The organism is Streptomyces lichenis, from assembly GCF_023218175.1.
Classification (GTDB): Bacteria; Actinomycetota; Actinomycetes; order Streptomycetales; family Streptomycetaceae; genus Streptomyces; species Streptomyces lichenis.
In genome coordinates, this window is sequence record NZ_JALPTH010000012.1 from 108,833 (window position 1) to 126,738 (window position 17,906).

The window sequence follows — 17,906 nt, forward strand, 5'->3', positions numbered from 1 at the left end:
CATTCGCGCCTGCTGGCTGCGGCGCTGCCGGATCCGAGGCCCCGCCCTCCCCTGATGCAGGGAGCGCGGGGCCGCGGTCCGTGACCCCCGACTCCGGCGCCCTCAGCGGCTCCCGTCCAGCAGGACCCGGGCCACGAGGGCCGGGTCGTCGTTCATCGGCACATGCCCGCACCCCGGCAGCCGCACCAGCCGCGCCGCGGGCAGCGCCCGCTTGGCGCGCGGCCCCTGGCGGCGGAGCAGCAGCCGGTCCCGGGTGCCCCAGGCGACGGTGACCGGAAGGCCGGGCACATCGTCGGTGAACAGCACCCGGCGCCCGGCGGTCAGCGTCGCCCGGAAACCGGTCGCCCGGCGCAGTGCCAGCGTCTCGGCCACCACCGCCTCGGGCGACCGCCGCCCGGGACGGGCGTAGATGGTGCTGGTCAGCGCCGCCCGCCCGGAAGGGGAGCGGGACAGCCACTCGATGGTCGGCAGCGGCAGCGCCTCGGCGCCCCGCCGCATGGCGATCAGCGTGCCGAAGGCGTACCGCCGCTCCGCCTCGTTCCAGAAACCGGCCGGCGAGAGCGCCGTCACCGAGCGGACCAGCTTCCGCCGCCCCAGCTCCAGGGCGAGCAGCCCGCCCAGCGAGTTTCCGGCCACATGCGGCCGGTCCAGGTCCAGCGCCTCGCACAGGCCCCCGAGCACCGGTCCGACCGTGGCCAGGTCGTACGCGAACCCCGCAGGCAGCGCGGAGGAGGCGCCGAAGCCGGGCAGATCGACCGCGATCACCTCGCGCTCGCCCGCCAGGATCTCCAGCACCGGCTGCCACGCCTGCCAGTGGTGCCCTATCCCGTGCAGCAGGAGCAGCGGGGCGCCCGCGCCGAGCCGCTCGTACTCCACCGACACGGTGCCCGCGCCGCCCGCGGACTCGACACCGAAGGTGACCCGCTCGGCCATCCGCCGCTCCGTCCCTGCCCTGTCCCGACCCGTCCGGCCTTAGACGCGATGTCAGCAAGAATTCCGCACCGGCGCCCGCGACGACAAGAGGCGCGCCCGCGCCGCCGGGCCTCCAGGGGGCCTCCAGGGGCGCGAACACCTTGTGAACGCTCTGCGACAGAGGGCGATTCCGCTCCGTGACCGTCCGAGGATTGGTCTTGACCAAGGGGGTGCGCCGCCCTATGGTCGCAGAGTTAGTGCAGGAACCTTTAATAAACAAGGCACGGAAAGCCGCCTCACGGCCGGCGAATTGCGGAGGATCAGGGTGGGGACCACGCAGCTGGATTCAGTGCCGGAGCCGAAGTACTGGCACCTGAAGACCGTCATCGGCGAAGCCCTCGACACCGACTTCTCGGTGGGCGAGATCCTGCCCAACGAACGCGACCTCGCCGCCCGGTTCGGCGTCGCGCGCGCCACGCTCCGCCAGGCCCTGGAGCAGCTCGAACTGGAAGGCCGCCTCCAGCGCCGCCGCGGCGTCGGCACCACGGTCGCCCCGCCCCGCGTCGGCGTGGACGTCTCCACCACCCGGCACCGGTGGCCCGGCGCCGCGGACGACAGCTGGCGCCCGGTCGACTGCGGTCTGCCCGAGGTCCCCGCCGCGGTGGCCCGCCTGCTGGACCTCGACCCCGCCGCCGGCGCGCCCGTGCACATGGTCCGCCGCATCCGGCTGACCCACGGTCAGCCGGTGGCCGCCGAGCAGCTCTACGTCCCCGCCTCCTCGGTGCCCGCCCTCACCGCCATCGACGCCCCGTCCGGGCCCACCAGGGCCCGCGCCGTGCTGCGCGAACTCCAGCGGCTCACCCTGGACGGCCAGGACCGCGCCGTCGAACTCGGCTCCGCCCGGGCCGAGGACGCCAAGGAGCTGGACCGGCTGCCCGGCGCCCCGGTGCTGGTCGTCACCACCCGCTACTTCTCCGCCGGCCGCACCGCCGCCCTCTCCCTGGGCACCTACCGCGCCGACACCTGCCGCCTCACCTTCGGCGACGCCGGAGACCTCCAGATCGCCTCCTGAACACCGCGGTCACCTCCCGGGAGCTCCCTGGGGCCCCCGGGAGTCCCGCATCACCCCACCGGGTCCGCCTCCACCGCGTACCCCGGCACGGACGGCCACCGGACGGTCAGCACCACCGACTCCTCCTCGGCGCACCAGGAGTGGCCAACCCCGCGGCCCCAGACCACATAGTCGCCCTGCTCGGCCAACACCACGTCACGGCCCGGCAGTTCCACCCGGAAGCGCCCGCTGACCAGCACCAGCAGAGCCGTCCGCTCCTCGCCCTCCACCCACCGCGCCCGCCGCTCACCACGCGGGTGGACACCCCACTTGACCTCCACCGCCTCGCTGTGCCGGGGATCGTCCGCGTCCTTGACATGGCCGAGCAGCCACCCCCGATCCAGCGCCGCGTCCTTGCCCGCATGGCTCACATACACACCGTCGTCCACGCCGTCGTTCACACGGCCGGACGCTACCAACCGCCCACCAAGCGGCACGCCCCGCTCACCGCCGGGCCGTCACCAGGCCCCGTCCCGCTCACCGCCGGGCCGTCACCAAGCCCCTATCGCGCTCACCGCCGGGCCGTCACCTGGCCCCTGTCCCGCTCAGCGCCGGGCCGTCACCGTGCCCTCGACGGCGAACAGCTGCTCCTCGACATGGTCCAGCGCCAGCCGCAGCGCGCCGGTGGCCACCGCCGCCTCACCGAGCAGCGACAGCGCCACCCGGGGCGGCCGCAGACAGAACCGGGCCAGCTCCTCACGGAGCGGCTGGAGCACCCCGTCCAGTCCGGCCGCCCAGCCACCCACCACCACCAGCTCCGGGTCGAGCGCCAGCACCAGCGCCGCCACATCGTGCACCAGCCGCTGGATGAAACGATCCACCGCCGCCCGGGCCCGCTCGTCGCCCTTGCGGGCCAGCGCGAAGACCTCGGCCACCGCCTGCTCGTCCAGCGGATGCAGCGGCTCGTCCGTGGTCGACAGCAGCCGCTCCGGCGTGACCTCCCGGCCCAGCAGATGGAGCGCCCCGATCTCGCCCGCCGCCCCGCCGAACCCCCGGTGCAGCCGCCCGCCGATCAGCGAACCGGCCCCCGGACTCAACCCCGCCAGGACGAACACGATGTCGTCCGAGTCGGTCGCCGCACCCTTCCACTGCTCGGCCACCGCCGCCGCGTTGGCGTCGTTCTCCACCAGCACCGGACAGCGGAACGACCGCCTCAGCCGCTCGCCGAGCGCCAGCCCGGTCCAGCCCGGCAGCGCCGTGCTCAACCGGACCGTCCCGTCCCCCTCCACCACCCCGGGCGTGCCGACGCCCACCGCCCGCAGATTGCCGCGCGACACACCGGTGCGCCGCAACACGTCCGCCACGACCGCCCGGACCCGCTCCAGCCGCTCGTCCGCCGACGCCGTCTCGGAGACCGCCCGCGAACCGGCGCCGATGATCCGCCCGTCCAGCCCGGACAGCAGCGCGGCCACCCGGTGCGGACCGATCTCGATGCCCAGCAGATGCCCGGCCTCCGCCCGGAACCGGAACCGGCGCGCCGGCCGGCCCTGCCGCCTGGTCTCACCTTCCTCCGGAGCCGCCTCCACGACCAGGCCGTTGGCCATCAGGCCCTCCACCACCCCCTCGATCGTGGGACGCGAGAGTCCGGTGATACGGGTGAGGTCGGTGAGTGTGCGCGCGTCGGCGCCGCGCATCGCATGGAGTACCACCGCGGAGTTGATCCGCCGCAGCAGCGACGGGTCTCCGCCGGTCAGCCGCCCCACGTGATTCCTCCCTGGTCGCAGGCCTGTCTGGCCGGATCGTACTCAATGGCCGAACCCCCGGCGAGCGCCGGAGCACCGCCCGGTCCACCGAACCGGCGCGCCACCCCGGGAAGCCACCGTCCCGCCCCACCATCCTCCTCGCCTGACGAAACGCCAGTTGTCAGTGGGCGGCGGTTTACTGGAGTCATGACCACGGCACGGCACCTCGCCACCATCGACCGGCTGCGCGCCCTGCCCTTCCCCCGCGCACCGGGTCCGGCGGCGGTCGGCGAGGGCGGCGGCCCCGGCTACCACCTGGCCGAGCTGCGCACCACCGAGGAGCGGTACGCGGCGGAGGAGCAGTACGCGGCGGAGCGGGACGCCCTCGCGGTGCTGCTCGGCGCCCGCTGGGGTGCCCCGCAGGCGTTCAGCCTCTGGTCGCTGCTGGCACGCGCGGCCGAGCAGGAGGAGATACCGGAGCCCTGGGCCACCCTGAGCCGACGCGTCCCGGACGTGGACCTGTGGCGGGCCGACGACCGGTGGATCGCGATAGGCGTCTGCCGATGGTACGAGGACCAGCCCTGCCGCCTCGTCGTGGCCGTCACCACCGTCGACCCGCCCTGACCGCTACCCCTCTACCCCTCTCCCTCCCCGTCCCGAGCCGCGGCGCGCAGCCGGGCGAACTCCTCCGCCATCGTCGCCACCGACCAGTGCGCGTTGAGCCCGCTGGGGTTCGGCAGCACCCAGATCCGGGTGTCGCCTATGGTGCGCTGCTGCGGGCCGACCACCGCGGCCCGCTCATGGAAGGCGGTGCGGTACGCGGTCACCCCCGCGACCGCCAGCCAGCGGGGCCGCAGCCGCTCCACCTTGGCGGCCAGCAGCCGTCCGCCCTCCCGCAGTTCCGCGTCCGACAACTCGTCGGCCCGGGCACTGGCGCGCGCCGCCACATTGGTGATTCCCAGCCCGTACGCGAGCAGCTCCTGCTGCTCCGACGGCTTCAGCCGGCGCGGGGTGAAGCCGGAGCGGTGCAGCACCGGCCAGAAGCGGTTGCCCGGGCGGGCGAAGTGATGGCCGGTCGCGGCGGACATCAGCCCGGGGTTGATGCCGCAGAACAACACCGAGAGGCCGTCCGCGAGGACGTCGGGGACCAGACGGTCGCGGGCGGCCAGCAGCTCTTCAGGGGTCAGTCGTGCCATGCGCAGCGCATGCCCCGAAACGGCCGGCCGCACCCGGGCGCGCCGGGAGCGGCCACCGCCCGCGACGCCCTCGTCAGAGGATCGCCCCCGGGGTGTAGCCGGCGGCCTCCGGGTGGCGCTTCGCGATCTCCTCGATCCGTGCCACCACCGCGCCGACCTGGGCGGCCGCCGCACCGGTGAAGGAGAGCCTGTCCGCCATGGCGGCATCGAGCTGCGCACGGTCCAGCGGGATACGGGCGTCCGCGGCGAGCTTGTCCAGCAGCTCGTTCCGCTCGGTGCCCTGCTCGCGCATGGCGAGCGCGGAGGCGACCGCGTTCTCCTTGATCGCCTCGTGCGCCTCCTCGCGGCCCACCCCGGCACGCACCGCGGCCATCAGCACCTTGGTGGTGGCCAGGAACGGCAGATAGCGGTCCAGCTCACGGGCGACCACCGCCGGGAAGGCGCCGAACTCGTCCAGCACCGTCAGGAAGGTCTCCAGCAGCCCGTCGAAGGCGAAGAACGCGTCGGGCAGCGCGACCCGGCGCACCACCGAGCAGGAGACATCACCCTCGTTCCACTGGTCGCCCGCCAGCTCACCGGTCATCGACGCGTAGCCGCGCAGGATCACCATCAGCCCGTTGACGCGCTCGCAGGAGCGGGTGTTCATCTTGTGCGGCATCGCCGAGGAACCGACCTGGCCCGGCTTGAAGCCCTCGGTCACCAGCTCGTGCCCGGCCATCAGCCGGATCGTCTTGGCCAGCGAGGACGGGGCGCCGGCGAGCTGCACCAGCGCGGTGACGACCTCGTAGTCCAGCGAGCGCGGGTAGACCTGGCCGACCGAGGTGAACGCCTCGGCGAAGCCCAGGTGCCCGGCGATCCGCCGCTCCAGCTCGGCCAGCTTCCCCGCGTCCCCGCCGAGCAGGTCCAGCATGTCCTGCGCGGTGCCGACCGGGCCCTTGATGCCGCGCAGCGGGTAGCGGCCCAGCAGCTCCTCCAGCCGCCCGTACGCCACCAGCAGCTCGTCCGCCGCCGTCGCGAACCGCTTGCCCAGCGTGGTCGCCTGCGCCGCGACATTGTGCGAGCGCCCGGCCATCACCAGCTCGCCGTACTCGCCGGCCAGCCTGCCCAGCCGCGCCAGCACCGCCACCGTGCGGTCCCGCACCAGCTCCAGGGACAGCCGGATCTGGAGCTGCTCCACGTTCTCGGTGAGGTCGCGGGAGGTCATGCCCTTGTGGACCTGCTCATGGCCGGCCAGCGCGTTGAACTCCTCGATCCGCGCCTTCACATCGTGCCGGGTGACCTTCTCGCGCTCCGCGATCGAGGCCAGGTCCACCTGGTCGAGCACCCGCTCGTAGTCGGCGAGCGCCGCCTCCGGCACCTCGATGCCGAGGTCCTTCTGGGCGCGCAGCACGGCGAGCCACAGCCGACGCTCCAGCCTCACCTTCTCCTCGGGGGACCAGAGGACGGCCAGCTCGGCGGAGGCGTAGCGGCCGGCGAGGACGTTGGGGATGCGGGGCTTCACAGACGCAGTCACGTGACTGGATTCTACTGGCGGTTCGCGCAGCCCGGAGCCCCGGTCCGCTTCGTGCGTTGCTACGAAGCCGTCCCGCCCGCCATCACGGAACCCCAGCCCCCCACCGCACCAAGCCCAGGCCCCCCGCCACCACGGCGCCGAACCGGACACCGTACGGGCTCGGGCCGCCCGCCGCTACGGGGCGGAGCCGGACGTCGTACGGGCCCAGGCCGACCGTCGCTACGGCGCCGAGCCGGACGTCGTACGGGCTCGGGCAGACCGCCTCCACGGGGCGGAGCCGGAATCCGTACGGGCCCAGGCCGCCCGCAGCCACGGGGCCGAGCCGTTAGGCCGCCCGCCGCTACGGGGCCGAGCCCGGAGTGGTGTCCGGCGCCGGCGGGGCCTCCCAGGGCAGCAGCTCGGGGCGCTTGGCCGGGCGCCCGTCCCCGGAGGACCGGCCGGTCAGCCGCCGCCCGATCCAGGGCCCGAGGTGCTGGCGGGCGAACCGTACGTCCCCGACCCGCCGGGCCCCCCAGCGGGGCGGTACGGCCGGGGGCAGCGGTGCCCGCCAGTCCTCTTCGGCGTCCAGGCCCAGCACCTGCCACACCGCCTCGGCCACCCGGCGGTGCCCCTCGCCGGTCAGATGCAGCCGGTCCACGTCCCACATCCGCTGGTCGGCCAGCACCTCGGCGCCGTAGAGATCCACCACCAGCGCCCCGTGCCGGGCCGCCAGGGCGTCGATGTGCGCGAAGAGCTGCTCCATCCGCGGGCGGAAGCGCTCCATCACCGGGCCGTTGCGACCGGGCGAGCGCATCAGCACCAGCTGCCCGCAGGAGGGCGCGAGCCGCTCCACGGACTCCTCCAGCAGTCCCCGCACCCGGCCCATGTCGCACCCGGGGCGCAGGGTGTCGTTGAGCCCGCCGACCAGCGTGACGACATCCGCCTTCATCGCGGCGGCGAGGTCCACCTGCTCGTCGAGGATCTGCCCGATGAGCTTCCCCCGCACGGCCAGGTTGGCGTACCGGAAGCCGTCGGTCCGGGCGGCGAGCCGCGCCGCCAGCAGATCGGCCCAGCCCCGGTAGCTGCCGTCGGGCAGCAGGTCCGACATCCCCTCGGTGAAGCTGTCACCCACCGCGACAAAGCTGTTGTATGTGGCATTCATCTCCATGGCGAAGCCGATGCTACCGCGCGGTCGCCGACAACCGGAGGCCGCCACCGGAAAGCCCGGGGCTAGCCCTCCGAAGGCAGGCTCTTGCGGCAGGTGATCCAGCGGTTGGCGCTGAGCGGGTCGTGCGGCTCGCGCCGGGAAAGCCGGGGCGTGGGGTGGTCGAAGGGGGTCCGGGTGGTGGTGGCCCAGCCGAGGGTGGTCAGGGCGTCGGCGGTGTCGGGCCGGGGCCCGGGGGCGAAGAGGGCGAGGAGGTCGATGCCGAGGCGGTCGCGGGCGGCGGTGTACATGGGGTCGGCGCGGACGGCGGCGTACTCCGGCGCGGCCTTGATCTCGTACGCGAAGGTGCTGCCCGGCGCGCTGAGGGTGTCCAGTGCGGTGGCGACACGGAGCTCGATCTCGGCGGGCAGATAGAGGAAGAGCCCTTCGGCGAGCCAGGCGGTGGGCCGGGCCGGGTCCAGTCCGCTGCCGAGCAGTGCGGTGGTCCAGCCGCCGCGCAGATCGACCGGTACGGTGCGCCGCTCGGCCGTGGGCGCGGCGCCGGGCAGACCGTCCACCACCCGCTGCTTGAAGGTGAGGACGTCGGGGCGGTCGAGCTCCCAGACCGTGGTGCCGGGCGGCCAGGGCAGACGGAAAGCCCGGGAGTCCAGCCCCGCGCCGAGCAGCACCACTTGGCGGGCCCCGGCCCGGACGGCGTCGAGCAGATGGGCGTCCAGGACCCACGTGCGCAGCGCGAAGTAGCCGGCCAGGCGCTCCCAGACCGGGTCGCCGGGAGCGACCTGCGAGGGGTCGCGCGGCCAGTCCGCGCAGCCGGGCGCGGCGCGGACGAAGTGCTCGGCGTACGGGTCGACGGCGAGCGGTTCGGGCCGCCGGGCCTCCAGAGCCCGGGCATGGGCGACCAGCAGGGCGGTGCGGCCCACGCCGGCGGCGACACCGGAGACGTCCACGGCGGTCACCGCTGCTCCACCACTGACGGCACCGGAGTGGCCGGCAAGGGCGATGCGGCAAAGGGCAGTTCGGACAGATCGGCGACGCGGGCCCCGTACACCCTGGCCATGAACCGCAGGATGTCCGCGTCGGCGAGGTGCAGGGCGGTGGTGCAGTCGCGCAGCACGGTGAGGTGGAAGCCGCGCTGGAAGGCGGTACGGGCGGTGGAGTCGACGCAGACATCGGCGAACAGGCCGGCCAGAACCAGATGGTCGATGCCGCGCCGACGCAGATGAGGCTCCAGCCGTTCGTCGAGGAACGCGTCGAAGACGGCGCGTTTGGTGAACACCTCCTCGCCCGGGCGAGGGCGGACGCCGTGGAACTCGGCGCCCCAACTGCCCTCCAGGCACTTGGGCCGCTTGCCGAGCAGCGCGTCGCGCCGGCGCCAGGCGGGGCCCTGATGGACGGGGTCGCCGAGGAACCGGACGAAGAGCACGTCAAGGCCCGTCTCCCGGGCCAGCTCGACGGCGCGGACACTGTTCGCGGCGGCGCGGGTGAGGCGCTCGGGGTCGCCGGGGAAGCGGGCGGCGGCGACCGGACCCGCGCAGAAGTCGTTCTGCAGGTCGACCACGAGCAGTGCGGTGGTGCCGGCCGTCTCGGTCACCGGGCACCGGCCGTGGCACTGCCAGGCGCGGTGCCCGGTGCGGGCAGGCGCGTCCCCGCGGGCGCGGCGAGCTCGGCGAGGACCGCGTCCACCACCTCGGTGGTACGGGCCTCCCCGCCGAGGTCGGGGGTGCGGACGCCGCGGGCCTGGACGGCGGCCAGCGCGGCCTCGGCGGCGGCCTCGGCCCCGGGGCAGCCCGCGTGCCGCTCGGCGACCCGGGCGGCGGCCCGGATCGTGGCGACCGGGTTGACCAGGTCGCGTCCGGCCAGGTCGTCGGCCGAGCCGTGCACCGTCTGGTACTCCACCAACTCATGGAGACCGGCGGCCAGGTGGACGTTCTCCGTGCAGCGGTTCTCCTGCCGCTCTGCGCCGTACCGGTCGAGCAGCACCACATGCATGATGTCCGCCCACTCGTTCCCGGCGACCAGCACGGTCCGGTCCTCGGGGCCGTGGGTGATCAGGTTGCGGTTGACCGTGTCGGGCTGGAACAGGTCCACGGCGATGCCGAGCTCGTCGGACATGCCGCCCGTCCAGTCGTCCAGCGCACCGTCCAGCAGGTGGTACTTGTACGCCATCACGACCCGGGACGGCCCGTCCGGCCAGAGCGCGCGGGCGCGGTCCACGGCGTAGCGCAGAACCTGGTCGGTGACGGAGCGGCTGAACTCCATGGTCCGCACCACCGTGCCGGAGGTGTGCCGGTTCTCGCCGGTGTAGAAGCCCTGCGCCTGGTCGCGGACCAGCAGCATCCGGGCCGAACCGGCGGTGAGAGGTTCGACCTTGACGGCCGTCAGCCGTTGGCGGACCAGGTACAGCGACTGGGCGTTGATGGCGGTACGGAACACCGCCCGGACGCCCGCGGCGGCCTGCTCCCGGCAGAACCGCTCGTAATGCGCGGCGTCCTGCTCGGTGAGCCGGGCGAACTCCCCGGTGCCGGCGGCCTCGGCGCGCAGCGAGACATAGGAGTGGTAGAGCCGTGGTGACCGCACCACCTCGACCCGTGTGCCGTGCAGCCCGGTGATCCGATGCAGCACCCGTTCGAAGACGGGGGCGAGTTCCGGGCCGGTGCCGCGGCCGACGGCGAGGGCGATGAGTGGTGCGGTCATACGGGACTCCTACGAGGTGGGTGCGGGTCAGGCGGGGGTCGGGACGAGCTGGTCGCCCGGGATGCCGGCCTTCTCGGGGGAGTAGTAGTCGCGGATGCCGTCGGCCCAGGTGGGGACGGCGATCCGGTCGCCGGAGTCCGGCCCGAAGGCGCCGAACAGCGCCTCGGTGTTGGCCTCCTCGAACCCGATCGCGGTCATCAGGGCGAGGAAGCGGGACCGCTCGATCAGCCCGTCGTCGTCGGGGTCGCCGAGCGCGGCCAGGGCGTCGGCGAAGTCGGAGGCGGTGGCGCCGAAGAGCTCGGGGTTCAGCACGAAGCCTCGGAACTCCTCGGGGCTGATCACCCCGTCGTCGTTGGCGTCCAGCGCCGCGGACAGCACCTCCCAGTAGCGCCGGAGGCTGTCGGCCAGCGCCTGGCGGGCGGTCTCGGAGGAGTCCGCGGCGACCGCCAGGACCCGCGCGCTCATCAGGTCGAAGTCTTCGGCTTCGAGCACCCCGTTGCCGTTGGCGTCGAACAGGCTGAACACCAGCGCGGCGCGCCGGTGGGCCTCGTGTACCTCGTGGGCCATGGTGTTCTCTCCCTCGCAGCGGCCCCGCCTCGGACGGCAGGGCACCCGGCCCGGCGGCGATCCTCCGACCGGCCGGGACGTCCACTGTGCGCGCCGCGCACGGGACGTGGAGACAAAACTGACGTACCGTCACTCGCCAGAGTGACGGTTGCGGCCCGGCCCACACCCCCGCCCCCCGGGGGGCCGAGAGTCCAGGCGGATCCTCCGCGGCCGCCCTGGGAGATCGGGCAACTGGCCTTGCTACGACAGCCTGTGATCGGCTTCGGCAGCCGTTGATCGCTGGCGTGCCTGCTGATTGGGTGACCGGCATGACCGAGCTCGGATCCGTCGCCTGGCCACCTGTCCCGATCAGGACCGAGAGGCTTGTGCTCCGTGCGCCCGAGGCGCGTGACCGTGCGGCGTTCGTCGAGTTGCTGACGTCGCCGGAGGTGCACACCTACCTCGGCGGTCCTCGCCCGCGTGACCAGCTTGAGCGGGAGATGCCCGGGGTGCCCGAGCAGTGGCCCGGGAGTTTCGTGGTCGATCTGGAGGGGGCGATGATCGGCCAGGTCCTGCTCCGGAGAGCCACGGAGCACCGCCGCCCGGCTGCGGTAGGGAAGGTCGATCTCGGCTATCTGCTCCTGCCGCGAGCGTGGGGTCACGGGTACGCCGCCGAGGCGTGCGCGGCGGCACTCGACTGGCTCGCCGGTGCCCCTCCCGGCGAGCCGGTGGTGCTTGCCACCCAGACCGCCAACGTCCGGTCGATGCGCCTAGCGGTGAAGCTGGGATTCGCGGAGGTGGAGCGGTTCCAGGCGTGGGGCGCCGAGCAGTGGCTCGGGCTACGGCCCCCGGGTCACGCCTTCCAAGTGAGCGCGTTCTCGGTAGCGCGGATCCGTTGAGCGGATGGGGACGGGCGGGGCGGGGCCGTGCTGTCCGGGGCCTTCGCCGCTGCTGCCGGCTGGCCTGCGCCTGCGCCGCTCGGCTTCCTTGTCCTCTCGTGCCGCCGGGCCGCTTCTGCTGTGCTGCCCCGCCGCCTCCGCCATGCCGTCCGGCTCCCGCCGCCCGTGCTGTCTGGCCGGCTTCTCCTGTGCCGCCCGGCCGCTCCTTTCGTGCCGCCCGGCGTCCTCCTCCCGTGTCATCAGGCCTGCGCCCGTGCCGTTCGGCTTCGTTCTCCCGTGCCGCCCGGCCCCTTTGACTTCCTATTTGGGCAACGAATGGAAGGGGTGGGGGAGTGCCCGGGTTTGGCGGGTTGGCGAGTGTTCGCCATGTGTGGGGGAGTGCTGCGGGGGTGGTCAGGAGGCGGGGCGGCCTACCAGTTCGCGGAGGACGTCTTCCATGGTGACCAGTCCGGCGAGTCGGCCGTCCTCGTCCAGTACGGCGGCGAGGTGGGTGCGGCTGCGGCGCATGGCGGTCAGTACGTCGTCCAGCGGGGTGGCGGCGCGGACGCGGGCGATGGGGCGCATGGCGGTGACCGGGAAGGGGAGGTCGCGCAGGGTGATGTCCAGGGCGTCCTTCACATGGAGGTAGCCCAGGATGTGGCGGGTGGTGTCGAGCACGGGGAAGCGGGAGAACCCGGACTCGGCGGCCAGGGTCTCCAACTCCTCGGGGGTGGTGCCCACCCGTGCGTAGCGGACCTGGTCCACCGGCATCACCACGTCGCGCACCGGGCGGCGGCCCAGCTCCAGGGCGTCGTGGAGCCGCTCGGTCGCCCGGTCGTCCAGCAGCCCGGCGTCGCTGGCGTCGGTGACCATGCGGGCCAGCTCGTCGTCCGAGAAGGTCGCCGACACCTCGTCCTTCGCCTCCACCCGCAGCAGCTTCAGCAGCCCGTTGGCGAAGGCGTTGATGGTGAAGATGACCGGGCGCAGGGCGCGGGCCAGTGCCACCAGGGGCGGGCCGAGCAGAAGCGCGGTCCGGGTGGGTTCGGCGAGGGCGATGTTCTTGGGCACCATCTCGCCGAGGAGCATATGGAGGTAGGTCGCCACGGAGAGGGCGATGGCGAAGGAGAGGACGTGCACCAGTCCGCCCGGGACGCCGACGGCATCGAACAGCGGCTCCAGCAGGTGCGCGATGGCCGGCTCGGCGACCACGCCCAGCACCAGGGTGGACAGAGTGATACCGAGTTGGGCGGCCGCGAGCAGCGCCGAGACATGCTCCAGCCCCCACACCACGCTGCGCGCCCGGCGGTCGCCCTGCTCGGCGGCCGGCTCGATCTGGCTGCGCCGCACCGAGATCAGGGCGAACTCCGCGCCCACGAAGAACGCGTTCACGGCGAGCGTCAGCAGGCCGATGAGGAGTTGGATCGCGGTCATCGGGCCTCCTGCCCACGGTTGTGCCCGGCCGGGGCGTCGGCACCGGCTTCCTCGCCGTCATCGGACGGGACGGGGGCGTGCATCAGGACACGGGCCGCACGGCGGCCGGAGGCGTCCACCACGTCCAGCCGCCAGCCGTCCGGCAGTTCCACGCTGTCCCCGTTCTTCGGGATACGGCCCAGCTCGGTGGCCACCAGCCCGGCGAGGGTCTCGTACGGACCGTCCGGCACGCGCAGCCCGACGGACTCCAGCTGGTCGGTGCGGGCGGCGCCGTCCGCCGACCACAGGTCCCGTCCGTCGGCGTCCTGGCCGGCCCGCGCCAGGTCGGGCGTCTCGTGCGGATCGTGCTCGTCGCGCACCTCGCCCACGACCTCCTCGACGATGTCCTCCAGAGTGACCACACCGGCCGTACCGCCGTACTCGTCGATGACCACCGCCATCGTCGCCTTGCCGGAGAGCCGGTCCAGCAGCCGGTCGACGGTGAGGGACTCCGGGACGAGCAGCGGCTCGCGCAGTAGCTCGGTGACGGCCGTGCGGGCGCGCTGACCCGCGGGCACCCGCAGCACGTCCTTGATGTGCACGGTGCCGACGACCGTGTCCAGGCTGCCCCGGTAGACGGGGAAGCGGGACAGCCCGGTGGCCCGGGTGGCGTTGGCGACGTCCTCGGCGGTGGCCTGGGTGTCCAGGGCGGTGACCTGCACCCGGGGCGTCATCACGTTCTCCGCGCTCAGCTCGGCGAGGCTGAGGGTGCGGACGAAGAGCTCGGCGGTGTCCGCCTCCAGCGCGCCTTCCCGGGCGGAGTGGCGGGCCAGGGCGACCAGCTCCTGCGGGCTGCGCGCCGAGGCCAGCTCCTCGGCCGGCTCCAGGCCGAGCGCGCGCACCAGCCGGTTGGCGGTGTTGTTCAGATGGCCGATCAGCGGTTTGAAGGCGGCCGAGAAGAACCGCTGCGGGGTGGCGACCACCTTGGCGACGGCGAGGGGCGAGGAGATGGCCCAGTTCTTCGGGACCAGCTCGCCGACCACCATCAGCACGACGGTGGACAGGGCCGTCCCGATCACCAGCGCCATGGAGGAGGCCACGGAGGCCGACAGGCCGATGTCGCGCAGCGGCCCCCGGATGAGCGCGGCGATGGCGGGCTCGGAGAGCATGCCGACGACCAGATTGGTCACCGTGATGCCGAGCTGGGCGCCGGAGAGCTGGAACGTCAGCGACCGTACGGCCTTCAGGGCGCCGGCCGCGCCCCGCTCGCCCCGGTCCACCGCCCGCTGGAGCTCCCCCCGTTCGACGGTGGTGAGCGAGAACTCGGCCGCCACGAACGCGCCGCAGGCCAGGGAGAGCAGCAGGGCGACGAGGAGCAGGAGCACTTCGGTCATCGGTTCACCTCCGTCTTGTTGGCGTAAGGGTTGTTGTCACGTGTGTTGTGGTGCTGGGCGTTGTCGTGATGGCTGTCGTTGTCAGGGGCGGGTGTCTGTGGTGCGTGTGGTCGCTACTGGGAGGTTCGCCCGGGGATGGACGCTCACACCTTCGACTTGCAAGAAGGGTAAAGTGCTGGCAAAGGAGAATCGATCACCCGTTCGGGTGGTCGGTCGGTCAGCGGCTTGACCCAGCACCGCCAGTGGTCCTCGCGGCCGTAGCCGGCGGCCGCCCAGGCCGACCGCGCCCGGTCATTGACCTCCACGACCATCGCGTCCACCCGGCGCCCGCCCAGCGCGGTAAACCGCCGCTCGGCCGCGGTGAGCAGGGCGGTGGCAACGCCTTGCCGACGGCAGTCGGGATGGACGGCCAACCGGTAGGCGGAGCACCGCCACCCGTCGAACCCGGCTATCACGGTGCCCCACAGCACCCCGTCCCGCTCCGCCGGCAGCAAGGCCTCGGGGTCCCGTTCCAGGAGACGGGCCACGCCCGCGTGGTCGTCGCTGATGCTGGTGCCCTCGGCGGCCTCCCGCCAGAAGGAGAGCACAGGGCCGATGTCGGCGGGCACGGCGCATCGGATCCGGAGATCATTCATGGGCCGAGCCAAGCACACGGCCCGCCGGGACGGCGGAGCCACCCCGTCCGCGCGCCCCGTGCGCCCGGTGCGCAGACGGTGGTGACCGGACCCTCAGGCGCCGGCCTCGCGTGGTTCAGTCGTCCACCGGTCGGCGCGCGGTGCCGAGGACACTGGGCGAGGAGGGGAACGGTACGCCGCCCTCCGGCACCCGTAGCCGCCGGAAGCCGGTGACCTCGAACCCGGCCGCCGACAGCGCGGCCAGCGGGTCACGGGCCGTGTGGCAGCCACCGAACAGCAGCGGCCACACCGTGCGGTCCGCGACCCGCTGCACGGTGGCGAGCGCCCGCCCCTCGGCCCGGCCGTGTTCGAAGAACCGCAGCTGTCCGCCGGGCCTCAGCACCCGGCGCAGCTCGGCCAGGGCCCGCGGCAGGTCCCGTACCGAGCAGAGCACCAGCGAGGCGACGGCTGCGTCAAAGGCCTCGCTCTTCACCGGCAGCGCCTCCGCCACACCCGGCACCACGTCCACCGGCACCTCGGCGCGCAACGCCGCCGCGACCGCCGAGCGGCGCAACCGCCGCTCCGGTTCGAGCGCCACCACCTCGGAGACCTGCCCGGGGTAGTGCGGGAAGTTGAGTCCGTTGCCCGCGCCGATCTCGATGACCCGGCCGGACAGCCCCGCCAGCAGTTCCGTACGGTGCGCGGCGATTCCGGCCCGGGTCTCCGCAGCCACACTGATCCGCTCGTAGAAGCGGGCGAAGAGGGGGTGGTGTACGGGGTCTCGCATCGCGGCCCTCCTGCGTCGGTGGCGAGCGGCGGTCCGGGGAATCGGCAGCGGGGACCGCTGACGGGGGTCAGGTGAAGGGTTCGCCTACGAGGATCCTTCCCGGATCGCGCCAAGGTCAGCCCCGCCCCTCCTGCGGTGGGATGCCGGGGTGCCGGGGTGGCAGGATCGGGGCATGCCGCCACGCTTGCCATATCCGCCGACGCCCCGGTGCGCGTCCGGCTCGACCGACGGATTCCGCCCCCTGGGGCGGGAGCGATGAGGGGCGTGCTGGTCACCGGCGGGTCCCGGGGTATCGGACGGGCCGTCGCGACGGCGTTCGCCCGGGGCGGGGACCGGGTCGCCGTCCAGTACGCCAGCCGCCGCGAGGACGCTGAGGAGACCCTGCGCCTGCTGCCCGGCACCGGCCATGTGCTGATCGAGGCCGATCTCGGCGAGCCCGGGGCGGCCGAGCGGGTGGTGGCCGCGGCGGTGAAAGGGCTCCGCGACGGCGGTGCGGAGGGGGTCGACGTGCTGGTCAACAACGCCGCGGTGGCGCCGTCGGCCGACAACCGCCACCCGGTGGCGGAGGTGTCCCTGGAGGAGTGGCGGGCGGTCTGGCGCCGGATGACGGACGTCAACCTGCTCGCGGCCGCCGACCTGACCTGGGCGGTGGCCCGCCACCTCATCGACCGCGGGGCGTCGGGCAGCATCGTGAACGTCGGCTCGCGCGGGGCGTTCCGGGGTGAGCCGGAGTTCCCCGCCTACGGGGCCGCCAAGGCGGCGCTGCACGCCTTCGGCCAGTCGATGGCCGTCGCACTCGCCCCGCACGGCATCGCGGTGACCGCGGTCGCGCCGGGGTTCGTCGCCACGGAGCGCCAGGCGGCCAAGCTCGCCGGTGAGGCAGGGGAGGCGCTGCGTACGGAGAGCCCGTTCGGGCGGGTGGGCACCGCCGAGGAAATTGCCGCGGCCGTGCACTTCCTCGCCTCCCCGGCCGCGGTCTGGGCCTCCGGCACGGTCGTGGACCTCAACGGCGCGTCCTATCTGCGGACCTGAGGGTCTTGCCTGCGGATGCCGGGCCTCGGGCGCGGCGCGCCCCGGGCCTCCAGCCGCAGACCCGAAGCGCGGGCCGTGCGCGGTACGCGGCCGCGCGCCGGGCCTCCGGCTGCGGGCCCGAAAGCCCGTACCGTGCACTGGCGACCCCGGCTGCGGACCTGCGCCTCCGGCTGCCCCGCGTAACTGCGAGCGCGCACCGGGCCTCCGGCCGCGGACCCGAAGCCCCGGCCGAGGGCGGTATACGGCCGCGCGCGGTACGTGGCCGGGGCGGTGCGTGGCCGGGATCGCGGGTCCCGATACGCGGGTGCGCGGCCGAGGAGAGCGGGTTTCGATACGTGGCCCACCCCCCCCGGAGGGCTGCGTACTCCCGCCTCCGCGCCCTCGGCCGCGTACCGCGCCCCACCCACGCACCCGGAAGCCCGTCCCCGCGCGCACATCGACCCCGAGATCGCGCCCCGCCCACCCCCGGCAACCCGACCCCGAGCGCCCCGTACCCCGCGACACCCCGCGACCTAGGCCGCCGCCCCGCACCCCGCGCCCCAGACCGCTCCGCCCCCCAGGCCGCGCCGCACCGGCGACCGGTCGTCGTCCAACTCCGCCCCGAGTCCGTACATACAGCGCGCCACCCGCGGCCCAACAGGCCGCCCCTCAGCCCGAGACGAAGCAGAACTCGTTGCCCTCGGGGTCGGTCAGCACCTGGAAGTGGCCCCACTCGTCGGTGACGATCCCGCCGGAGCGGGTCGCGCCCAAGGCCACCGCCGCGTCGGAGGCGGCCGTCACGTCCCCGGCGTTCAGGTCCAGATGGAGCCGGTTCTTGGCGGCCTTGCCCTCCGGTACGGCCTGGAAGGCGATACGGATGAAGTCCGGCGGGTCGACGTACGACCAGTCGGGGGAGCGGTCCACCGGGTCGCCGCCGAGCAGCGCCGCCCAGAAGCGGACCAGGGCCGCCGGGTCGGCGCAGTCGAACACGATCTCCTCGACCTTCGCGCGCAG

Annotated in this window: 19 protein-coding genes; 4 read left to right on the forward strand and 15 right to left on the reverse strand. The window is 73.9% G+C overall.

Annotated features, from left to right (window positions below; all coding sequences use genetic code 11):
- Positions 1-102 precede the first annotated feature (102 nt).
- Complete coding sequence (locus tag M1O15_RS14335; RefSeq protein ID WP_248634191.1) at positions 103-933, reverse strand: alpha/beta fold hydrolase; 831 nt, start codon at positions 931-933, stop codon at positions 103-105.
- A gap of 304 nt (positions 934-1,237) precedes the next feature.
- On the opposite strand from M1O15_RS14335, the gene M1O15_RS14340 reads away from it, so the two are divergent.
- Positions 1,238-1,984, forward strand: coding sequence for a GntR family transcriptional regulator (locus M1O15_RS14340; RefSeq protein ID WP_248634192.1), 747 nt, complete (start codon positions 1,238-1,240; stop codon positions 1,982-1,984).
- Positions 1,985-2,034: 50 nt separating this feature from the next.
- Here the strand turns inward: M1O15_RS14340 and M1O15_RS14345 are convergent, their stop codons facing one another.
- Both M1O15_RS14345 and M1O15_RS14350 read right to left on the reverse strand, forming a co-directional pair.
- The gene (locus M1O15_RS14345) at positions 2,035-2,412 is read right to left on the reverse strand and encodes a cupin domain-containing protein (RefSeq protein WP_248634271.1); all 378 of its coding nucleotides are present in this window, start codon (positions 2,410-2,412) and stop codon (positions 2,035-2,037) included.
- A 156-nt stretch (positions 2,413-2,568) separates the two neighbouring features.
- Entirely contained in the window at positions 2,569-3,726 is a 1,158-nt protein-coding gene (locus tag M1O15_RS14350; RefSeq protein WP_248634193.1) for an ROK family protein, read from the reverse strand.
- A gap of 186 nt (positions 3,727-3,912) precedes the next feature.
- Here M1O15_RS14350 and M1O15_RS14355 point away from each other — a divergent pair, with 186 nt between their 5' ends.
- Positions 3,913-4,329 carry a hypothetical protein gene (locus M1O15_RS14355; RefSeq protein WP_248634194.1) on the forward strand — a complete coding sequence of 139 codons (417 nt, stop codon included), beginning with the start codon at positions 3,913-3,915 and terminating at the stop codon, positions 4,327-4,329.
- Positions 4,330-4,340: 11 nt separating this feature from the next.
- On the opposite strand, the gene mug is transcribed toward M1O15_RS14355, so the two are convergent.
- The 7 genes from mug to M1O15_RS14390 form a co-directional block, all read right to left on the reverse strand.
- Complete coding sequence (gene mug / locus M1O15_RS14360; RefSeq protein ID WP_248634195.1) at positions 4,341-4,901, reverse strand: G/U mismatch-specific DNA glycosylase; 561 nt, start codon at positions 4,899-4,901, stop codon at positions 4,341-4,343.
- 73 nt (positions 4,902-4,974) lie between these two features.
- Positions 4,975-6,414 (reverse strand): adenylosuccinate lyase, encoded by a 1,440-nt coding sequence (gene purB, locus M1O15_RS14365; RefSeq protein ID WP_248634196.1) that lies wholly within the window; start codon positions 6,412-6,414, stop codon positions 4,975-4,977.
- Between the two features lie 340 nt (positions 6,415-6,754).
- Entirely contained in the window at positions 6,755-7,561 is an 807-nt protein-coding gene (locus M1O15_RS14370) for an SGNH/GDSL hydrolase family protein (protein WP_248634197.1), read from the reverse strand.
- 62 nt (positions 7,562-7,623) lie between these two features.
- Entirely contained in the window at positions 7,624-8,514 is an 891-nt protein-coding gene (locus M1O15_RS14375) for an SAM-dependent methyltransferase (protein WP_248634198.1), read from the reverse strand.
- Positions 8,511-9,149 (reverse strand): cysteine hydrolase family protein, encoded by a 639-nt coding sequence (locus M1O15_RS14380; RefSeq protein ID WP_248634199.1) that lies wholly within the window; start codon positions 9,147-9,149, stop codon positions 8,511-8,513. The genes M1O15_RS14375 and M1O15_RS14380 overlap by 4 nt, the downstream gene beginning before the upstream one ends.
- Positions 9,146-10,252 carry an isocitrate/isopropylmalate family dehydrogenase gene (locus M1O15_RS14385; RefSeq protein WP_248634200.1) on the reverse strand — a complete coding sequence of 369 codons (1,107 nt, stop codon included), beginning with the start codon at positions 10,250-10,252 and terminating at the stop codon, positions 9,146-9,148. The genes M1O15_RS14380 and M1O15_RS14385 overlap by 4 nt, the downstream gene beginning before the upstream one ends.
- 27 nt (positions 10,253-10,279) lie before the next feature.
- Positions 10,280-10,819 carry an EF-hand domain-containing protein gene (locus tag M1O15_RS14390; protein WP_248634201.1) on the reverse strand — a complete coding sequence of 180 codons (540 nt, stop codon included), beginning with the start codon at positions 10,817-10,819 and terminating at the stop codon, positions 10,280-10,282.
- A gap of 308 nt (positions 10,820-11,127) precedes the next feature.
- Between M1O15_RS14390 and M1O15_RS14395 the strand changes: the two genes are divergently transcribed.
- Positions 11,128-11,697 (forward strand): GNAT family N-acetyltransferase, encoded by a 570-nt coding sequence (locus tag M1O15_RS14395; protein WP_248634202.1) that lies wholly within the window; start codon positions 11,128-11,130, stop codon positions 11,695-11,697.
- A gap of 393 nt (positions 11,698-12,090) precedes the next feature.
- Here M1O15_RS14395 and M1O15_RS14400 read toward each other — a convergent pair whose 3' ends face one another.
- The 4 genes from M1O15_RS14400 to M1O15_RS14415 form a co-directional block, all read right to left on the reverse strand.
- The gene (locus M1O15_RS14400; protein ID WP_248634203.1) at positions 12,091-13,107 is read right to left on the reverse strand and encodes a hemolysin family protein; all 1,017 of its coding nucleotides are present in this window, start codon (positions 13,105-13,107) and stop codon (positions 12,091-12,093) included.
- On the reverse strand, positions 13,104-14,480 hold the full coding sequence (locus M1O15_RS14405; RefSeq protein WP_248634204.1) for a hemolysin family protein: 1,377 nt from the start codon (positions 14,478-14,480) through the stop codon (positions 13,104-13,106). Before M1O15_RS14405 ends, M1O15_RS14400 begins: the two co-directional genes overlap by 4 nt.
- A gap of 143 nt (positions 14,481-14,623) precedes the next feature.
- Positions 14,624-15,115, reverse strand: a complete 492-nt coding sequence (locus tag M1O15_RS14410) for a GNAT family N-acetyltransferase (RefSeq protein ID WP_248634205.1) — start codon at positions 15,113-15,115, stop codon at positions 14,624-14,626.
- A gap of 115 nt (positions 15,116-15,230) precedes the next feature.
- Complete coding sequence (locus M1O15_RS14415) at positions 15,231-15,881, reverse strand: class I SAM-dependent methyltransferase (protein ID WP_248634206.1); 651 nt, start codon at positions 15,879-15,881, stop codon at positions 15,231-15,233.
- A 255-nt stretch (positions 15,882-16,136) separates the two neighbouring features.
- Between M1O15_RS14415 and M1O15_RS14420 the strand changes: the two genes are divergently transcribed.
- Entirely contained in the window at positions 16,137-16,913 is a 777-nt protein-coding gene (locus M1O15_RS14420; protein WP_248634207.1) for an SDR family NAD(P)-dependent oxidoreductase, read from the forward strand.
- Between the two features lie 648 nt (positions 16,914-17,561).
- Here M1O15_RS14420 and M1O15_RS14425 read toward each other — a convergent pair.
- Positions 17,562-17,906, reverse strand: coding sequence for a VOC family protein (locus tag M1O15_RS14425; RefSeq protein WP_248634272.1), 345 nt, complete (start codon positions 17,904-17,906; stop codon positions 17,562-17,564).

Bases quoted from the DNA above. Each gene is read 5' to 3' on its own strand.
- M1O15_RS14420 (WP_248634207.1), top strand. From the start codon at position 16,137: ATGAGGGGCGTGCTGGTCACCGGCGGGTCCCGGGGTATCGGACGGGCC.
- M1O15_RS14400 (WP_248634203.1), bottom strand. From the start codon at position 13,107: ATGACCGCGATCCAACTCCTCATCGGCCTGCTGACGCTCGCCGTGAAC.
- M1O15_RS14370 (WP_248634197.1), bottom strand. From the start codon at position 7,561: ATGGAGATGAATGCCACATACAACAGCTTTGTCGCGGTGGGTGACAGC.
- M1O15_RS14405 (WP_248634204.1), bottom strand. From the start codon at position 14,480: ATGACCGAAGTGCTCCTGCTCCTCGTCGCCCTGCTGCTCTCCCTGGCC.
- M1O15_RS14410 (WP_248634205.1), bottom strand. From the start codon at position 15,115: ATGAATGATCTCCGGATCCGATGCGCCGTGCCCGCCGACATCGGCCCT.
- M1O15_RS14335 (WP_248634191.1), bottom strand. From the start codon at position 933: ATGGCCGAGCGGGTCACCTTCGGTGTCGAGTCCGCGGGCGGCGCGGGC.
- mug (WP_248634195.1), bottom strand. From the start codon at position 4,901: ATGGCACGACTGACCCCTGAAGAGCTGCTGGCCGCCCGCGACCGTCTG.
- M1O15_RS14355 (WP_248634194.1), top strand. From the start codon at position 3,913: ATGACCACGGCACGGCACCTCGCCACCATCGACCGGCTGCGCGCCCTG.
- M1O15_RS14390 (WP_248634201.1), bottom strand. From the start codon at position 10,819: ATGGCCCACGAGGTACACGAGGCCCACCGGCGCGCCGCGCTGGTGTTC.
- M1O15_RS14415 (WP_248634206.1), bottom strand. From the start codon at position 15,881: ATGCGAGACCCCGTACACCACCCCCTCTTCGCCCGCTTCTACGAGCGG.
- M1O15_RS14385 (WP_248634200.1), bottom strand. From the start codon at position 10,252: ATGACCGCACCACTCATCGCCCTCGCCGTCGGCCGCGGCACCGGCCCG.
- M1O15_RS14395 (WP_248634202.1), top strand. From the start codon at position 11,128: ATGACCGAGCTCGGATCCGTCGCCTGGCCACCTGTCCCGATCAGGACC.